Annotated in this window: 16 protein-coding genes and 2 pseudogenes; all 18 read left to right on the top strand. The window is 37.8% G+C overall.

Annotation, left to right across the window (positions count from 1 at the left end):
- Positions 1 to 12: 12 nt before the first annotated feature.
- Entirely contained in the window at positions 13 to 873 is an 861-nt protein-coding gene (locus tag IR173_RS13740) for a DUF6492 family protein (RefSeq protein ID WP_237040169.1), read from the top strand.
- A complete protein-coding gene (locus IR173_RS13735; RefSeq protein WP_237040168.1) occupies positions 873 to 2,111 on the top strand; it encodes a hypothetical protein in 1,239 nt (412 codons plus the stop codon). The genes IR173_RS13740 and IR173_RS13735 overlap by 1 nt, the downstream gene beginning before the upstream one ends.
- A 235-nt stretch (positions 2,112 to 2,346) precedes the next feature.
- The gene (locus IR173_RS13730; RefSeq protein WP_237040167.1) at positions 2,347 to 3,483 is read left to right on the top strand and encodes a glycosyltransferase family protein; all 1,137 of its coding nucleotides are present in this window, start codon (positions 2,347 to 2,349) and stop codon (positions 3,481 to 3,483) included.
- 49 nt (positions 3,484 to 3,532) lie between these two features.
- Positions 3,533 to 4,546 (top strand): glycosyltransferase family 92 protein, encoded by a 1,014-nt coding sequence (locus IR173_RS13725; RefSeq protein ID WP_237040166.1) that lies wholly within the window; start codon positions 3,533 to 3,535, stop codon positions 4,544 to 4,546.
- Between the two features lie 20 nt (positions 4,547 to 4,566).
- Positions 4,567 to 5,757: a glycosyltransferase gene (locus tag IR173_RS13720; protein ID WP_237040165.1), complete on the top strand. Its 1,191-nt coding sequence runs from the start codon at positions 4,567 to 4,569 to the stop codon at positions 5,755 to 5,757.
- A 2-nt stretch (positions 5,758 to 5,759) separates the two neighbouring features.
- Entirely contained in the window at positions 5,760 to 6,344 is a 585-nt protein-coding gene (locus tag IR173_RS13715) for a CatB-related O-acetyltransferase (protein WP_237040164.1), read from the top strand.
- 52 nt (positions 6,345 to 6,396) lie between these two features.
- Positions 6,397 to 7,311 (top strand): DUF4422 domain-containing protein, encoded by a 915-nt coding sequence (locus IR173_RS13710; protein WP_237040163.1) that lies wholly within the window; start codon positions 6,397 to 6,399, stop codon positions 7,309 to 7,311.
- Positions 7,308 to 8,435, top strand: a complete 1,128-nt coding sequence (gene glf / locus IR173_RS13705) for a UDP-galactopyranose mutase (RefSeq protein WP_237040162.1) — start codon at positions 7,308 to 7,310, stop codon at positions 8,433 to 8,435. The genes IR173_RS13710 and glf overlap by 4 nt, the downstream gene beginning before the upstream one ends.
- Positions 8,436 to 8,605: 170 nt before the next feature.
- Positions 8,606 to 9,370 carry a hypothetical protein gene (locus IR173_RS13700; protein WP_237040161.1) on the top strand — a complete coding sequence of 255 codons (765 nt, stop codon included), beginning with the start codon at positions 8,606 to 8,608 and terminating at the stop codon, positions 9,368 to 9,370.
- Between the two features lie 43 nt (positions 9,371 to 9,413).
- Complete coding sequence (locus IR173_RS13695; RefSeq protein WP_237040160.1) at positions 9,414 to 11,639, top strand: NAD-dependent epimerase/dehydratase family protein; 2,226 nt, start codon at positions 9,414 to 9,416, stop codon at positions 11,637 to 11,639.
- Positions 11,639 to 12,184, top strand: coding sequence for an LbetaH domain-containing protein (locus tag IR173_RS13690; RefSeq protein ID WP_237040159.1), 546 nt, complete (start codon positions 11,639 to 11,641; stop codon positions 12,182 to 12,184). The genes IR173_RS13695 and IR173_RS13690 overlap by 1 nt, the downstream gene beginning before the upstream one ends.
- On the top strand, positions 12,181 to 13,203 hold the full coding sequence (locus tag IR173_RS13685) for an acyltransferase (RefSeq protein ID WP_237040158.1): 1,023 nt from the start codon (positions 12,181 to 12,183) through the stop codon (positions 13,201 to 13,203). Before IR173_RS13690 ends, IR173_RS13685 begins: the two co-directional genes overlap by 4 nt.
- Positions 13,200 to 14,108, top strand: coding sequence for a glycosyltransferase family 2 protein (locus IR173_RS13680; RefSeq protein ID WP_237040157.1), 909 nt, complete (start codon positions 13,200 to 13,202; stop codon positions 14,106 to 14,108). The genes IR173_RS13685 and IR173_RS13680 overlap by 4 nt, the downstream gene beginning before the upstream one ends.
- 57 nt (positions 14,109 to 14,165) lie before the next feature.
- Positions 14,166 to 14,915 (top strand): glycosyltransferase family 2 protein, encoded by a 750-nt coding sequence (locus IR173_RS13675; protein WP_237040156.1) that lies wholly within the window; start codon positions 14,166 to 14,168, stop codon positions 14,913 to 14,915.
- A 172-nt stretch (positions 14,916 to 15,087) separates the two neighbouring features.
- Positions 15,088 to 15,276, top strand: a pseudogene (locus IR173_RS13670) (ATP-binding protein); the annotation flags it as partial.
- 102 nt (positions 15,277 to 15,378) lie between these two features.
- Positions 15,379 to 16,629 (top strand): AAA family ATPase, encoded by a 1,251-nt coding sequence (locus tag IR173_RS13665; RefSeq protein WP_237040153.1) that lies wholly within the window; start codon positions 15,379 to 15,381, stop codon positions 16,627 to 16,629.
- Positions 16,626 to 17,246 carry a retron system putative HNH endonuclease gene (locus IR173_RS13660; RefSeq protein WP_237040152.1) on the top strand — a complete coding sequence of 207 codons (621 nt, stop codon included), beginning with the start codon at positions 16,626 to 16,628 and terminating at the stop codon, positions 17,244 to 17,246. The genes IR173_RS13665 and IR173_RS13660 overlap by 4 nt, the downstream gene beginning before the upstream one ends.
- A 112-nt stretch (positions 17,247 to 17,358) precedes the next feature.
- Positions 17,359 to 17,601, top strand: a pseudogene (locus IR173_RS13655) (capsule assembly Wzi family protein); the annotation flags it as partial.

Raw genomic sequence — 17,601 nt, 5'->3', positions numbered from 1 at the left:
ATCTTAATCATTATGCATCAATTCGACGTAATTATCAGTGTAGGTGTAAAGGACGTTTTTATCGTACGTAAAGTGGTAAAATATGTGGCAAAGAATATAAGTCCCAGCAATATATACTTAATCACCAACCGAAGGTTTTTCAAGTTCTACAGTTCTAGTTTCATCTCATCTTATCATGTGACCTTGTTAGATGAATCACGATTGGTTGAAGGAATGAACATTCAGCATGTTTGTCAATTAGTAAATCAACACTTTGTGAATGGCATGCGCGGAGGCTGGTATTTCCAGCAATTCTTAAAGATGGCATTCGCACTCTCACCTTATGCAGAAAGTCATTATCTGATATGGGATGCAGATACCATCCCCACTTCTCCCATCAGTTTCTTTGATGAGGATGGCAAAATGTTAATTGCACAGAAGGAGGAATACAATCCACCATATTTTGAGACTATGAACCGATTGATTGGGATGGGAAAATCAGTAGAGTTTTCGTTTATTGCTGAGCACATGATGATTAAAACGATATATATGCGTGAACTTTTAAATAAAATATCGGAATCTGCTGTAAATGGAACAGTTTGGTATGAGAAAATCATTAATGCAACCAATTCCACTACAGGCTTGGCTTTTTCTGAATTTGAGACCTATGGAACCTATGTGTGGAATACCCACCCCGCTGATTTTTCCTTTCGTCAACTGCATACCATGCGAAAGGCCGGATTTCTATTTGGGCGTGCTATGACTACTCGCGAGATTGATTATTTTGATGGCGTAACGGATACCATATCATTGGAGGCAGGCCATATCCCTGCATTCCCTCGAAATATTTGCCAATATTGTCAATTGGCTTTTCTGCGTTTGCTAAAGCCATAATGAAATTAAATATGATTCCTTCTAAAGCATTAATAAGCCGCTATGAACTCCCTTTCTTTGCGGTATTTATTTATATTGTAGGTGTAATGATGGTATATGCTACTCAATTTCAAACTTTTTCGGCATTATACTACATAGGTCCTTTACTATTTCTATATAGTTTTAAAAGCCTAAATGTGTTGAATCGACTGCAGACTAGAAATATTCCTTGGATTTATTGGCTTTTGATGTCGGAAGTTTTTTTTATGTGGTTACGTTTTGATATCAACGGAGCAAATGGAGGAACTTTCCAAGATATTAATGGAGCGGGTGCAACATTTCTATTCATAACGATGATGTATCGTCCTTCCATGTTAAGATTGCGTTATGCCCAAAAATGGATATTGGCAATTATTGGAGTTGGCATCTTATACGCTATTTATTTCTGGAAAGATCTAGTTATGGGATCTTATTACATCTCAACTGGTGGCTTTTATGGTGATAACGGTGATCGATATGTTAATATGGCGATGTCAGTAGGTTATGCTTTGATGAGTTGTGGCTTTCTGTTAAGCATTCAGCATGTTCTTTCACCCAAAGTGAAATATTCTGTTCTGGGTGCTGCTGTTCTTGGACTGATTGTACTGATGGTAGCTGGTCGACGAGGTTATTCTGTACTAATGCTTTGTTTTATTATGCTATTTCTATACAGTACGATTATTTATTCTAAGGGGCGACAAAGATTTTATGCAATGATTTTTGGGACTTTCTTTGTTGTAGGTTCTGTATATTATTTTTTAGCTAATATGGATACTCAATTTGGTGTGTTGATGAATCGCATTGACACAGACTCTAGAACAGGAGTGTTTTATTATTGGGACAAAGAAATGGGCACCGACATGTTCAAATGGATTTTTGGAAAAGGTGTATCTGGAGGGTATTATGATGGCGATTTTTGTGCTCTACGTCCAGGCATAGAAAACGGCATCAGACATATGCTTTTAAAGGGAGGTGTACTCTACCTCATTCCATATATTATTATTGGTTTGAAGGCTGTATATTTAGCTCTTAGGAAGAGTAGAAGTCTTTTTATTAGGATGCTTGGGTTATACGTTCTGATTTGTATTTGTTTCCTTTATGTTTGGGGGACTCCTTCATTTTCCTTCCTGCATTTTTGTATGTGGGTGTCAATTGTATGGATTTATAATCCTCAAATACGTCGAATGACCGATGAGCAAATTATTCGTCATCTCTATTAGTTTTTCTTTTAATTGATAGGTCACTGGTATTTGATAGAAAAAAACTAAGTGAGTGATGAAAGGCGTGGTCATGTATATTTTAGTATGAACATTAAACATATATTTTAAAGGTATAGCTTCATTCCTTATTGTTCATTTGCTGGTATGGATTTCATGTGGTTGGATATATAATCTACGCATACGTAACATGAATGATAACCAATTCAACAAAGTATTCTTAAAATAATATTTTTATATGCAAATAAGTAATCAGTTATTAGTATACTCCCCCTTCATCAATGGGCATTATTTGGAATACATTCACCATATATACATAGGTGCGCTTGCTTTGAAACGACCTACTATTATAGTAGTTCCTAATTCGTTTCAAGAGCTCAGAGAACAATTTGATTGGCCTGAAAATGGGTTTGTGCATTTTAATTTTATCGCTGATGGACAGGTAGCAAAATTCAGTCGTTTAAACCTTTTTCGGCAGGCATTGAACTGTACGCTTATTCTGAGGAAATTGATTATCAAGTATCGTGTGAGCCAAGTGTTTGTAACAAATTTGGGGATTATGATGCCTTTTGTGGCCTTGTTTCTTCCTAGGGGAACAAGAGTTAGTGGGGTGCTTTATCGAATTTACCTCTATGAATGGGCTAAAAGTAATTGGAAGAAGCGAATGCAGGACGCATTAAAGTTTTATTTGATGGCACGTTGTAAGAGAATCGAGCATCCATTTCTTCTCAATGATGCAATTGCTTCTACTTATCTTAACCGAAAGTTTTATACGAAAAAATTTGAGGAAATCATTGATCCGATGAATGTAATCAATTACACCCCAAGAAATACTCGAAGCGAGCTTGGCGTAGATAAGAAGCAAAGGCTTTTCGTTCACTTGGGCGGATTGGGAGGTCGTAAAGGAACTATGAACATCATTGGAGCTATGGAGAAAATGACAATTGATGAACTAAAACAAAATGTATTTGTTTTTGCCGGGAAAGTGGGTAATGATATTAGAACTGAATTTTATCAACGTATTCAACCCTTACAAAAGAACGCTAATATTAAAATCTTTGATGCACGTATCCCTTTTGAACAAATGGCTGATTTATGCTATAGTTGCGATGCTATCCTTTTACCTTACTCGAATACCATGCAGAGTAGTGGTATTATCAGTTATGCATCCATGTTCGGTCATCCTGTAATTGGACCTTCCGATGGGCTATTGGGAAAGATTATTCGCAAATATCGGCTTGGATATGCTTGCGATGTTTCTTCTAATGGACTTCTTTGTGCTATCCGCCAGTTCAAACCCATAAGCATTGATTCACGCTATGTGGATTCACATACAATTGAGCTATTTTATCAAACGGTATATAAGCAAAATTAATAAACCAAGAGGCTGATTTGTAATTAGTTTCACAATTGAATATTTACGTATGAAAAAATATTTTAAATACTTCAAGTATCTCTACTTCTATAATGAACGTATTATTTTACCGCTAAAGCGCTCACTGAATAATTGGAGCTATTTGGTGTTTATTCTAATAAGCCCTATTTTAATAGTGAACTTTGTTCTTTCAGTAATTTATGAACATACTATCGGCGAGAGATTAGTACATTATCAGATGAAAAAGGATATGAAAGGTTCTTTTGTTCACGATATTGCAATCGTATCCATCAGTAAAAACGAAGGCCCTTATCTGCTGGAATGGATTGAGTTTCATAGAATTGTAGGTGTAACAAAATTCTTTTTTTATGATAATGATAGTGATGATAATACACGTGAACTACTTCAGCCATATATCGATTCTGGCATCGTTGACTATGTATTGGTTAAGGGCAAAGGACAGCAATTGAATGCATATAATGATGCCATACAGAAGCATAAAAATGAATGCAGGTGGATGGCATTTATTGACATGGATGAATATCTCATTCCTTCTCAAGGAGGAATGTTGGGAGAGACAATGCAAAGGCTTTTTGAAGGTAGAAATGATGGTGCAGCAGGAATTGGAGTGAACTGGGCAACATTCGGCACTAGTGGTCATAAAAACAGATTACCCCCCCCTATTACAGAAAAATTATTAAATCGTGCTGAGAATAATTATTGGACTAACTTTCACGTTAAGACGATTTGCAACCCTCGCCTTGTCGCCAATTACATCTCCCCTCATTATCCACATTATAGATTAGGAGCATATTCAATCTCTGATACAGGAAAGCGTCAATGGGGATGGAGTTTCAACGATGTACAATATAACAATTTGCGTATCAACCATTATTATTGTAAATCAGAAGAAGATTACCTAAAGAAGATTTCACGCGGTCTTGGAGATAGGGTTGGCAGTTATGATATAAGTAGATATAAATACTATGATAAAAATGACGTACACGACGAATTAATGTTGCGATATAAATCTGAATTGTCTAAACGTTTGAAATCTTTCTAAATAGAAATCAATACTTATCAATGAATATATTAGTTATTTCACATGTATATCCGGGTGGAGGTACGCCTCAGTCATTCACTCCGGTGGTGCATTACTTCACTCGCGAATGGGTAAAGCAAGGGCATAAGGTGATTGTGGTGAACCTCAGTACCTATTTTCCTTGTATCGTTTATCATTTACCTCCGTTTGTGAAGAAGTACTTGGTCAACAAGTTTCAGTCTGTACTTCCGGAAGAACGGTTGAACAAGGCTATTGATTTCAATTATGAGGGAGTGGACGTAATACGTGTACCCATATTCAAGTATAAGCCATCCATGGTGGTGCCCTATAAGCGGCAAGCCAAGCAAGCAGACTATATCATCGCCAAGTTGCAGGAACGTGGATTTGTGCCTGATGTAGCTGTAGGGCATTGGCAAAATCCGCTATATATCCTCTCGCGCATTAAGGCACATTATGGTTGCAGTACTGCTATGGTGCTGCATGGAGTGGTTTCGTTCGATAGGTATCCCAATTGGAAGAATTTGACTAGTCAGATTGATTTATGGGGGCTTCGCTCTGTTTGTATGACAGAAGTCTTTAATAAGTTGATGGGTACTGAGACTCCTCGATTCATCTGTGCATCGGGTATACCACAGTCCATTGTCAATCCGGAGGCTGATCTTATGCGATGGAACGACCGATATATCTATGTCGGCTTTCTGCTTGACCGTAAATACCCTGACGTGGTAATAAAGACATTACCTAAGGTGTATGGCCAGGATGATTACCATCTGGACGTTGTGGGCGGTGGCTTTATTGAGAACGAACTTCATGCTTTAATCAAGCAACTTGATGAAGAACGCCGTATCAGCATGACCGGGCGTAAACCTCGTGAGGAAGTAATTCTGATGCTTGATAGGGCCGATTGCTTTATCATGATTTCGCGCGATGAGGTGTTCGGTCTCGTTTATCTAGAAGCTATGGCAAGAGGATGCATTGTGGTGGCAAGCCGTGGTGAAGGTATGACAGGTATCATCGAGGACGGTGTGAATGGATTCCTTTGTGCTGCTGGCGATGAGGACGAATTGGCACAAATCGTGCAGAAGATTCGTTCGTTGCCCTCTGAAAATCGATTGGCAATACGGAAAGCAGCTATGAAGACAGCAAGTGAGTACACTGATTGGAAAGTGGCGGAAAGATATGCCGAGCAGTTATCTACCATAAAGAAATAATTATGAAGAAACTTATCAATTTACTGCGTCTGTTTAAAAGGCGTTATTATATCTGGAAATATGGATTGAAACAGGTTCATTCCACGTTTATTGCTGCTCCTCGATGCTCTATTGCAAAGGATTTCAAGGGGGAAGCTTATTCTTATGTAGGGCCGGGTTCGAGCATCTATCCGGGTGTGAGTGTAGGTAAATATACTATGATAGCGAATAATGTACATATTATCGGTGGTGACCATTGTTTTAATAAGGCAGGGATTCCTATCATCTTTTCAGGGCGAGAACCTCGTAAGGAGACTATTATCGGTAGTGATTGTTGGATAGGTGCTTATTCCGTTGTGATGACGGGGGTACAGATTGGCGATGGAGCCATTGTAGCCGCTGGGAGTGTAGTCACGAAGGATATACCTCCTTATGCTATTGTAGGAGGGGTGCCTACCAAGTTGATAAGGATGAGATTCAATGAAGATGAAATAAGAAAACATCAAGCTATGTTGGAAAAAGACTATACGGAATTGGACCATTCAACGCGTCAAATATTGCGTGGAAATATGAAGGATGGTTCCTTCATTATACCTCGGGGGGGGTAAATAGCTTTAATAATGTCATTATGCTGGTGCCCTTTACAGAAAGGAGGACTGCATGATGAAAAAGTTATTAACAATAGGAGTTGCATATCATAAAAATATGGAATTTGTAGATCAGGGACCTTATATTCCCATACAAGTTGGTGCAGTATATAATAAGGATCTTGGTATACAGAAGGACAGCGATGGGGATAACATTTCAGTGGACAATCCGTATTGTAGTGAGATGTCAGCGATGTATTGGATATGGAAGAATGTAGATGCTGACTATAAAGGATTATTTCACTATCGACGTTTCTTAACTTATAAAAAGGGAAATAGCTTAAAGATGATGCGTAATATAGTTTTGTATATAGCTTCTAAAGTGATTTCTCCTTTCATCCCTGATTCGAGATGCTTATGTAATTTCTCTTCCACTCTTGAAATACCACAAAGTGAAATCAATGAACATCTTGATATATTTGCCCATGACATATATAAAGATATTGAAAAGGGTCGGTATGATTTGTATTGCATGAAAAAGTTACATTATAGTACTTATACCATGCAAACTCATTTGAAAAAAGCAATAGGATTCTGGCATTATAATTATGTTGTGGACTTGATAGCAAAAGATTTTCCGGATTTTAATGTTTACTTTTCTCAAACATTAAAAGACAATAAGTTCGTATCGTGCAATATGATTATTGCAAAGTCAGATGTGTTCGATCAATATTGTAGACTAATGTTTGATATTAAGGACAAATATTTGCATCATATGAATGCTGGGATACCTAATGGAGTTATAAATATTGCAATGTTGCGCGATTTTGGATATATAGCTGAATTAATCACTGATGCATACGTAAGGATGATTTCTTCACGTAGATTAAAAGTTAAGTATTTGAACTGTATGTCTGTTGATATGAACGTGTCTGGCATGAGTTCTGTTCAGGCTTCTATGTGGAAAAGAATAAAAAAGAATCTATGACAAAACAATACGACTATCTTATAGTGGGTGCAGGGTTATTTGGTTCTGCATTTGCTTATTTTGCTAACAAATGGGGTAAGAAGTGCTTGGTTATTGACAAGCGCGAACACCTTGGAGGTAATGTGTATTGCGAGAAAGTGGAGGGAATTAATGTCCACAAATATGGGGCGCATATTTTCCATACTTCTAATAAGGAGGTATGGACGTTTGTCAATTCTATAGTAGAGTTCAACCGCTACACTAACTCACCAATAGCTAACTATAAAGGCCGATTCTATAATTTGCCCTTCAATATGAATACATTCTATCAAATGTGGGACGTGCATACTCCTGCTGAGGCTATGGCTAAACTGAATGAGCAGCGAGCAGAAGCACTTTCTGCTCTTAATGGTAGAGAACCGCAAAATCTTGAAGAACAGGCACAAATACTTATTGGGAAAGATATATATGAGGTTCTTATTAAGGGCTATACAGAGAAACAGTGGGGCAGAAAATGTACTGAGTTGCCTGCCTTTATCATCAAACGACTACCTGTGCGTCTAATTTTCGACAATAATTACTTTAACGATAAGTATCAAGGTATCCCTGTCGGTGGCTATAACAAGTTGATAGATGGCTTGTTGGCAGGAATTGAGACTCGGGTAAGTTGCGATTACTTCGCTCATCGTTCAGAACTGGACGCATTAGCAGATAGTGTGGTATATACAGGTGCACTCGATGAGTATTTTGATTACAGTGAGGGTAAACTGCAATATCGTACCGTTCGTTTTGATACATTTATTGAAGATATCGCGAACTATCAAGGTAATGCCGTAGTGAACTATACAGAACGAGACATACCCTATACTCGCATTATAGAGCATAAACACTTCGAGATGTTCGGACAAGCGGTGTTTGATTGTCCAAAGACTGTAATCAGTAAGGAATATTCCGCAGAGTGGAAACCAGGTATGGAGCCATACTATCCCATCAATGATGTAGCTAATTCTGCAATTTATGCAAAGTATCGCGAGAAGGCTGAGACTATTCCAAACTTGATTGTTGGTGGTAGATTGGCGGAGTATAAGTATTATGACATGGCTCCTACAGTGGAGAAAGTAATGGCATTGTTCTTAAAGAGATAGTAAGTCTTAATAAAAAATATGTAAATGAAACTTGTTTGTAAAATAGGGGGGGTAGTATTGCACTTTTCTTCCTTGGTGAAGTTGTTTTGCGTCTCTACGGCTTTGCCAATGCACCTCTTTTTGAGGAAAGTATTGCTTACGAATATATAGCTAAGCCCAATCAAGACATAATGCGATTTGGCAATCATATTCATTATAATTCTTATTCACAGCGAAGTGATGAGCTTGATACAACGAAAGTTATAATTCTAGGGCTGGGGGACTCGGTAATTTATGGAGGCGTACAAGTAGATCAGGATGACATTGCAACTTCGCTCTTTACGAAAGAAACCGGTATGCAAATGCTGAACATATCGGCAGGAAGCTGGGGGCCGGATAATTGTGCTGCTTATTTAAGAGAAAATGGGCTGTTTGGCGCAAAAACCATGTTCCTAGTTGTGAGCAGCCACGATGCACACGATAATATCAATCATCAACCGGTAGTGGGTGTACATCCCTCGTATCCTGACAAGCAATATCCATTGGCATGGGCTGAACTGTTGGAACGGTATGTGCTACCACGAGTGTTGCCACGGAAGAAAACGGCAGAGCCTGACCCTGACCAAAAAGTGCTTCGTGCAATTTCGAAAGATGGTACTGGCATAAAGAAAGATGGAGTAATTTTTAATCCTGGTTTTGATGAATTAAAGGTTATGGCTGATAAAGCTTCCATTCCCTTGATTGTATATCTGCATGCTGACCAAGAAGAACTGAAGCAGGGGCGATATAATGAGCAAGGGGAAGAGGTTATAGAGTGGGCTGAAAAAAATGAGGTTACTCTCGTGCGGGAATTGGATTATGGATTTACATCTCAGGATTATAGAGATGGGATTCACCTCAGCAAGAGCGGACAGCGTAAGTTGGCGGATATAATGAAAGAAATACTTCACCTCTGATAACGAGTAATCAACTTAATGTTATGTAATTGTTCAGTTGAAAATGAAAAAAGTATTAGTATGTGGTCATAAATCGTTTGTTGCAAGCGGAATGACTAAAACGTTTGATAAAGTTGGTATCACTTATGATTGCTTTTCACGTGGAGAAAATAACAGAGAAGCATATGTGGTGACAGGGGATGTGATGGATATGAATCATAATGCATTTCTTGATACTTATGATACTGTAATTAATTTCATTATCATAAAGGATGGAGGGGTTGAAGAAAACTTACGTTATATTAAATCTCTTCTTAAGTTTTGCAAAGAAAAGAAAGTCAAGAATCTGATTCAAATTTCTTCAATAAGTGTTTATCCCAACGAAGCTAGATATGTAAATGAAGAAAGTGAAATAGAAAAAGATTATCGTAATAAGGGTGGATATGCAAGTATAAAAGTGGCTGTGGATCATTATTTAGAGGAACATGTTCCCAGTGGATTGGTTGTATCTTATGTTCGTCCGGGATACATTTATACTAAAGATAAAAAGGCAAGTAAGGTTGGTATTTTAGTAACAAAATTGGGATTCAATATATTGTTAGGTGATAAGCTAACAACCTTGCCTTTAGTTTGTAGGGAAACTTTGCACAAAGGGCTTGTAAAGCTTGTCTTGATTGATAATAAACCTAAAGTGTGTCTGTTCCTGAATAAAAATGAGAATGAAGGGAAAAAATACAATTTTGTAAGAGATGAATGGAACGTCAAGCCTTGGTGTCTACCTGCTTGGTTACTTTTACCTATTGCCAAAATTCTTAAAGCAATTGGTATATTCAAACAACGTCATTATTTGAAGGTTGTTGGAGTTTTTAAACGAACGTGGTTTGATTCTTCCAATACGGAAAGGATTTTAGGTATTTCTTTCAAGAAGAAGGAAATAGCGGTACTTGGTGCTGGTACTTATGGTAGTTATACGTCAGACTTATTAGCTCGTGTTTATCCACATGAAAATATTACTCTTATTGATGTTGGAGATTCACACTTAAAGACTGAATCAGAGATAGGTTATATTTCACGTGTCGTGAATGCACCTTATGAAGGTTTGCAAAAAGCACGCTTCTTTGGTTATGGAGGGGCTTCTGCTAAATGGGGTGGTCAATTGCTTACCTTTACAGAAAATGATTTTGCCAATCCAACAGAGTTCATGAAAGGAATAGTAGCTCTTAATATAAAATACAAAGATCGAGTTTTGGCAAAATTTGGTTTGGAAAATAAAACTCAGGAGGTTAGATTGGAACAAAACCTGTTTACCAAGACGGGGATATGGCTGAGTTATTTTCATCGAAATCTTTTTATACATTTTAGGATTGCAAAGAATAAGAAGATTAAACTATTAAGTAATTCCCGTGTAATTAAACTCTTGAATGAAGGAAAACTGATTACTGGAATTGAATTAATTCAGCATGGACAACACAAGATGCTTGCTTTTGATCAGTATTTCTTAACGTCAGGAGCATTTGAGAGTAGTCGCCTTCTTGTTGAATCTGGATTGTCAAAACAAAAAGGGAAAATGACTTTCTCCGATCATCTTTCTCAGCGTGCTTTTAAGGTGAAGAGTGGTCCTCAAATGGGAGACCAGGATTTTACTTTTCATGTTCAAGGTGCTTCTTTGGTTACAAAACGATTTGTAGGTGAGATTGATGGTTACTCTTTTTATTCTCAGCCTATCTGCAATGAGGATTTCCCATTCTTTAGAGATTTGAAGAAACTATTGTTTGGGCATAAGTTTCGTGCTGGATTGTTGATGAACATTATTAAGAATATTCCTTCTTGTATCGCTTTTGCATGGAATATGATAATTCTAAAAAAAATGTATATCTACAAAAATGAGTTTTATCTCCAAATAGATATAGAGGCTCCACGAGAATCAGGTAAAATGAGTCTGAACAATGAAAAAGATGCGTTCGGCGAACGTAGTGTCGATGTTGACTTGACTATCATGCCTCAAACAGGTGAGTTGTTTACCAAAGCACGAGCTTGTGTGAAGTCTTATTTGGATAAAAATGGGGTTGTTTATGAAGAATTGCCTTTTAGTACTTCTGCAGAAAAGTATGAAGATGTATATCATCCTTTTGGAATGTTCTGTGATTTTAATAGTGTAGAGGATTATTTTCAATGCTTTGAAAATATGTTGGTGGTAAACACAGGAGTACTTCCTCGTGCCGGTGGTATAAATTCAACTTGTGCGGTTTTACCTTTAGTGGAAGAATATGTAAATAATGTAATGGAATAATGGGCTTTCAATCATTAAATATTGAAAAGGTATCTTTGACTAATAAAATGCTACGAGCTCTTTGGTACATTGTAAGATTTTTTCTATTTCGTCCATTTGGGACTAAATTGTTTTTGCCTTGGCGATTATTCTTATTAAAGTTGTTTGGGGCAAAAGTACATTGGGATTCGGGGGTATATAGCAGTACTGTCATCTGGGCACCTTGGAATTTGAGACTTGGGCATAATGCTTGGTTAGGTCCCAATGTAATTTGCTACAATCAAGCTCTGGTTACACTAGAAGATGATGTGACAGTTTCTCAGTACAGTTATTTATGTACTGCGGGGCATGAACTCTCTTGTAAAAATAGTAACCAAGGAGGATTGATTGTGGCTCCAATAACTTTGCATAAAGCCTCATGGATTGGGACTCGAGCATTCATTAGTATGGGAGTTGAGATTGGTGAAAATGCAGTAGTTGGGGCAACAGCTTCTGTTTATAAAGATGTTGAACCTGGGATGGTAGTTGGTGGTAACCCTGCAAAAATTATAAAAAGGAGATTATGAGCAAGGAGAAAATTGCTGGCGTAGAGTTTATTAGACTCTGTGCCACCATAGGAGTAATCATGAACCATGTAGGTATTTGTTGGATTTCTGCGTATGGTGATACTGCGACTGCTAACGAGGTGGCATTGTTTAAAACAATTAATGGTTTGGCTTTTTGGCCTGTGCCGCTCTTTATGATGATTACAGGATTCTTGCTCCTATCGAAGCAACCTATGGATTACAATAAAGCATTTTGCTATTTTAAACGAATTGCTATACTCTTATGCTTATTCGGAACATTATTTGCATCCATGGAGTTGTTCTTTAAAACTAAATCGTTGACTTTAGATTTGTTTGTTAACTCTTTTGTTGATATGATTCAAGGAAACACTTGGAATCATCTTTGGTATTTGTATATGTTATTAGGGATATATTTGATACTTCCAATCTTTAGTTGGAAAAATACCCCCCCCCCCCATTCCAGGCAGTTGCTGATTTTACTCTTGATAATATTCTTTTTTACATCCATATTACCATGCGTAAAACAAAATATTGGTATAGTCTTTCCACTTTCATCAGTTTATGTTGGCTATTTACTACTTGGCTATTTTTTATCAATAGAAAAAGTGAAAGATTGGTGTTCTTATTATTTGAAAGATGAATGTTGTATTTTGGTAATATTATTTCTATTTGTTTTGGTTGTAATAGAATACGCATTTGATATACGATTCCGCTTTTCTGGCTACACATCGCCATTCACTGTAATGCAGGTTACTTTGATGTTTATAATGGCGATGAGACGGAGAAAAATGATTGATAAAATTTGTTGTAATCCTTTTGTGAAAAACTTTAATAGATGCTCATTGGGTATCTATATAATTCATATGGTTTGGATTAATTTGATTATTAAAATGTTACATATTAATATCATGGGGCTCAATATTCTTATGATATTGATGACATCACTAGCTATTGTCATACTTTCTTGGATGTCAGTAAATGTTCTGATCAGACTTCCTATTTTAAAGAAATATATATGAAACAATCGATTGCAGCTGTCATTCTGACCAAGAATGAAGAAAAGCATATTGTTCGCTGTTTGAAATCGTTAAAAGGAATTTGTGATGACATCGTTGTCGTAGATTGTTTTAGTGACGACAGAACAACGGAACTAGCTAAAGAATATGGTGCAAGGGTAATCCAGCATGAGTGGATAAATTACGCCACACAGTTTAATTACGGTGTTTATGAGTGTGGCATTGCTACAGATTGGATATGGCGAATAGATGCAGATGAGTTTCTTGAGGGTGAACTTGGGACAGCTGTAAAAGAAGCTGTTAGCAAATGCTCAAATCAAGTCAATGGTGTGTATGTGCGTAAGCGTATTGACTTTATGAATCGTTCGCTATTGCATGGAGGGTGGTATCCCAGTTATCACTTGAAGGTGTTTCGTCGTGGACACGGTGATTGCGAAAATCGATGGATGGATGAGCATATTCGCATTTTCGATGGGTGTACTATTACGGTTGATGATGGAAATCAGGTAGACGCTAACTTGAATGACTTAACCTGGTGGACGGATAAGCATAATGGATATGCTACTCGTGAAATGGTGGATATGCTGATGATGCAATATGGTTTGGATGCTAAAGCGCAAGAAGTGATTCCTAAGTTTTTCGGAACTGAGGAACAACGCAAGCGTTGGCTTAAAATCAAGTACATCAAGTCACCGCTGTTCGTACGGCCTTTCATCAATTTTGTATGGCGATATATTTTGAAAGGCGGATTCCTAGATGGCAAAGAAGGCTTTATTTGGCACATATTACAAGGCTTTTGGTATAGAATGTTGGTTGATGCCAAAATTTATGAAATCAAGAAGCGTTTCAATTATAATGAAGAGGAGATAAAAAACTATCTCAAAGATAATTATTTAACAAAATACTGATTCGTTTGAAACTGGCCAGGGGGCTTCAGTTAATTATTTTTCCACATATACATATTTATGAAAGTATCTATTATTACTTCGTGCTACAATCGCGCGGGGACTATTCGTTGTGCCATAGAATCTGTATTGGCACAAGATTATCCCGACATTGAGTATATCATTGTGGACGGAGCATCAACAGACGGTTCGACTGAGATTATTCGCCAATACGAAGGCAGGGTGGCACGAATCATTTCCGAACCCGACCGGGGGATGTATGAGGCTATCAATAAAGGTATCCGTGCAGCTACCGGTGATATTGTCGGTCTGATGCACTCGGATGATTTTTTCTTTGACAATCATGTGGTATCGGACATTGTAAAGCGGTTTGAGGGAACAAATGCCGACTTTGTATATGGTGACGGACTTTTTGTGGATTGCAACGATACCAATCGGGTGGTGCGTAATTGGATTGGCGGAAGTTATCAACGCTGGAAAGTGAAATGCGGATGGCTTCCTTTGCATCCTACTTGTTATATCCGCAGGGATGTGATGTGGCGTGAGGGGTTGTATGATGAGAGTTATAAGATTGCTGCGGATACCGACTTGTTGGTACGTTATTTATACAAGAGCCGGTTGAAAGTGGAGTATCTGCGTAGATATATTGTGCGTATGCGTATGGGGGGATTAAGTACGGATAGTGAAAAGCGAAAAGCGATGTGGCATGAGGATATCCGGCTGTATCGTGCACATGGATTTTGCCCTGTCCCTACCAAGGTGATGAAGATGATGTGGAAAATCCCTCAGTTTATTACTGCAAAGTTTTAATGTGTTGGTATCCAATTTTGATGTTCTGTTATTATTCTCCACCCTCATTTGAGATAATAAAATAAATTATCCGGTTAGGATTTTCTCGTTGGATTTCGTCTGCAAACCTTTGTCCGGTCGGAATTGTTTATGTAACTTTGTAACAAGCAATGTTGCTGTATAAATGTGAGATGAAGCTATCATCCGGCGTATCGCTGAAGAGGGGCAGATTATAACGGAAGTGGAAGAGTCCTTCCCTGCCAAAGATTTGACTAATCCCGACATTTTCCCCAGTCTGCTGTTTTATTATGGCAAGAGGTTGATACTTTGCATTCTGAACAACAATGTGCGTAAACAGTATTATGAGTACCTGCGGGAGGAATAAGGTGCGTGCTGAAGAGGAAAGAAAAATGTAACAAACTTGAAAGTGCAGATGTTATTTCCGAAAAGAATTGTATATTTGTAGAATAAAGACATAAGCATTATGATTGTTACCGAACTTAATATATCCAATTTTAGAGGTATAGAGAATCTCTCTTTTGTGCCCAACCCTAAGTTAAATCTATTTATGGGTAGCAACGGAACTGGAAAAACCTCTATCCTAAAATCATTGTCTATTTTACTTTCATGGATGGTGGCACGCATTCGTGTGCAAAATGGAAAAGGTGTTTTGGTTGATTTGGACGATATACGAATTGGAGGCAGTGGTTGTAATCTAAGTCTGAAATTGGATACTTGCAAGGAGGGATGGAATCTTTATAGAAATGCGTTAGGCGCACCCAATGATAATAAACTGAAAACGAGTTTAACCGATATGATGAGGTATGTGCGTGAAGTTCAGGAACAGTTGGAAGTGAATGCGCCTCTTGTTATTTATTATCCGGTGACACGCTCTGTATTGGATATCCCATTGCGTGTGAGAAAGCATAAATTCAATACATTAGCTGCTTATGAAGGTGCATTGGAGGAAAGTAAAGCTAATTTCAGACGTTTCTTTGAATGGTATAGAGAAAGGGAGGATTTGGAAAATGAGGAATTCAGAAAGGCGAATATTAAAAAGTTTCCCTTTACAGGGGATTCACAGCTAAAGGCTGTGCGAAGAGCTTTGGACAATTTCTTTCCTCAGTTTACGGATTTGCATATACAGCGGAATCCATTGGCTATGATGTTGGATAAGAATGGTGTATCTTTCAAAATAAATCAATTGTCGGATGGGGAAAAGTGCTTTATTGCATTAGTGGCGGATTTATCACGCCGGTTGGCAATGGCGAACCCCACGATGGATAATCCCTTGGAGGGAAGAGGGATTGTGATGATAGATGAAGTGGATTTGCATTTGCATCCTAATTGGCAAATGATGGTGATACCTAAATTGATGGAGACTTTCCCAAATTGCCAGTTTTTTATTACAACGCATTCACCGCAAGTGGCTAATCATGTAATGGCTGAAAGCGTCTTTATACTGCAAAGTGTAGGGAATAAAATTTATATGAATAGACCGGCTTTCAGTTATGGAGCGAAGCCTGAATCAATCTATACGGCATTGATGGGATTGAAGTATACAAGGCCGGAGAGAGTGGCACAGGATATTGATGAATTATATAAGGATATAACAGATAAGAATCTGGAAGAGGCAAAGCGAAAACTGGATAAATTAAAAACCGGATTACCTAGTGATCCTGAACTGATGACTGCTGAAGGTTTAATTCGAAGAATAGAATTAATAGGAAAATGAAATATATTTCTAAGGACCCGGAACCACAGAATTTCAGTGCATGGAAGGCGGCCAATCCTGGTGCAACTTATCAGGATTTAGGAAAAAAGTCACCTGCAGTTAAACATCAGGTACATGATGCTCTTTTGAAAGAACAAGGATATATCTGTTGCTATTGCGAGCAAAGCATAAGTAGCTTGAATTCTCATATAGAACATTTTCGCCCCAAAGATGCCAATAAATTTCCCCATTTGCAATTGGATTATACTAATTTACATACTTCTTGCAATAAATATCCAACAAAGACGACTCCTGATATTTGTGGGGTGAAGAAGGATAATGAGTTTTCGGCTGATTTAATTTCTCCCTTAGAACCGGATTGCAGCAGTCATTTTAAATATAAACTGAACGGTACTATTGATGCTGCTACTCCCGGAGATAAAAGGGCTGAATATACTATCTCTTTATTAGGACTAGATGATAGTTTTCTGGATGCATTACGCTCTGCTACACTTTTACCTTTTCTATCGCCTACCTTGACAGTAGATGATTTAAGAATAATGAAAGAGAATTATCTTAAAAAGAAGTCTGATGGAAGTTTCAATCCGTTTTATACAATGATTGAGAATCTATTTTAGCCATAACCTCATAACCTGTTTTCTCGTATGAAGCTGTTTTTATAGTTTCAAGGGAGGACTTTGGGCTTTTTCATAAGTTATTAATCATATTAAATAGTAATTTATACAGCGAATGTATTGTAAATCAATTGGTTTATCTGTATTAGCTTTCTGTATTCCCCTCTGCCTGTCGGCACAGGAACAGGAAGCGTCCACTCCGTTTTCTTACCGTGTAGAGACTTCCGTCTCGGTTGCCGATGGCACGTATGCTCCGCTATGGCTCACCGCCAATCGTTATGGGCTGTCTTCGCAAGAGCCGAAAAGTGCTTATCTGCGTGCCGGTGTGCAATGGCAGAAGGAATGGCAACATGGATGG

The organism is Phocaeicola faecalis, assembly GCF_021730445.1.
Taxonomy (GTDB): Bacteria; Bacteroidota; Bacteroidia; order Bacteroidales; family Bacteroidaceae; genus Phocaeicola; species Phocaeicola faecalis.
Note: the sequence above shows the minus strand (reverse complement) of the source record. Positions and strands in the feature narration are given on the sequence as shown.

Bases quoted from the DNA above. Each gene is read 5' to 3' on its own strand.
- IR173_RS13740 (WP_237040169.1), top strand. From the start codon at position 13: ATGCATCAATTCGACGTAATTATCAGTGTAGGTGTAAAGGACGTTTTT.
- IR173_RS13735 (WP_237040168.1), top strand. From the start codon at position 873: ATGAAATTAAATATGATTCCTTCTAAAGCATTAATAAGCCGCTATGAA.
- IR173_RS13730 (WP_237040167.1), top strand. From the start codon at position 2,347: ATGCAAATAAGTAATCAGTTATTAGTATACTCCCCCTTCATCAATGGG.
- IR173_RS13725 (WP_237040166.1), top strand. From the start codon at position 3,533: ATGAAAAAATATTTTAAATACTTCAAGTATCTCTACTTCTATAATGAA.
- IR173_RS13720 (WP_237040165.1), top strand. From the start codon at position 4,567: ATGAATATATTAGTTATTTCACATGTATATCCGGGTGGAGGTACGCCT.
- IR173_RS13715 (WP_237040164.1), top strand. From the start codon at position 5,760: ATGAAGAAACTTATCAATTTACTGCGTCTGTTTAAAAGGCGTTATTAT.
- IR173_RS13710 (WP_237040163.1), top strand. From the start codon at position 6,397: ATGATGAAAAAGTTATTAACAATAGGAGTTGCATATCATAAAAATATG.
- glf (WP_237040162.1), top strand. From the start codon at position 7,308: ATGACAAAACAATACGACTATCTTATAGTGGGTGCAGGGTTATTTGGT.
- IR173_RS13700 (WP_237040161.1), top strand. From the start codon at position 8,606: ATGCGATTTGGCAATCATATTCATTATAATTCTTATTCACAGCGAAGT.
- IR173_RS13695 (WP_237040160.1), top strand. From the start codon at position 9,414: ATGAAAAAAGTATTAGTATGTGGTCATAAATCGTTTGTTGCAAGCGGA.
- IR173_RS13690 (WP_237040159.1), top strand. From the start codon at position 11,639: ATGGGCTTTCAATCATTAAATATTGAAAAGGTATCTTTGACTAATAAA.
- IR173_RS13685 (WP_237040158.1), top strand. From the start codon at position 12,181: ATGAGCAAGGAGAAAATTGCTGGCGTAGAGTTTATTAGACTCTGTGCC.
- IR173_RS13680 (WP_237040157.1), top strand. From the start codon at position 13,200: ATGAAACAATCGATTGCAGCTGTCATTCTGACCAAGAATGAAGAAAAG.
- IR173_RS13675 (WP_237040156.1), top strand. From the start codon at position 14,166: ATGAAAGTATCTATTATTACTTCGTGCTACAATCGCGCGGGGACTATT.
- IR173_RS13665 (WP_237040153.1), top strand. From the start codon at position 15,379: ATGATTGTTACCGAACTTAATATATCCAATTTTAGAGGTATAGAGAAT.
- IR173_RS13660 (WP_237040152.1), top strand. From the start codon at position 16,626: ATGAAATATATTTCTAAGGACCCGGAACCACAGAATTTCAGTGCATGG.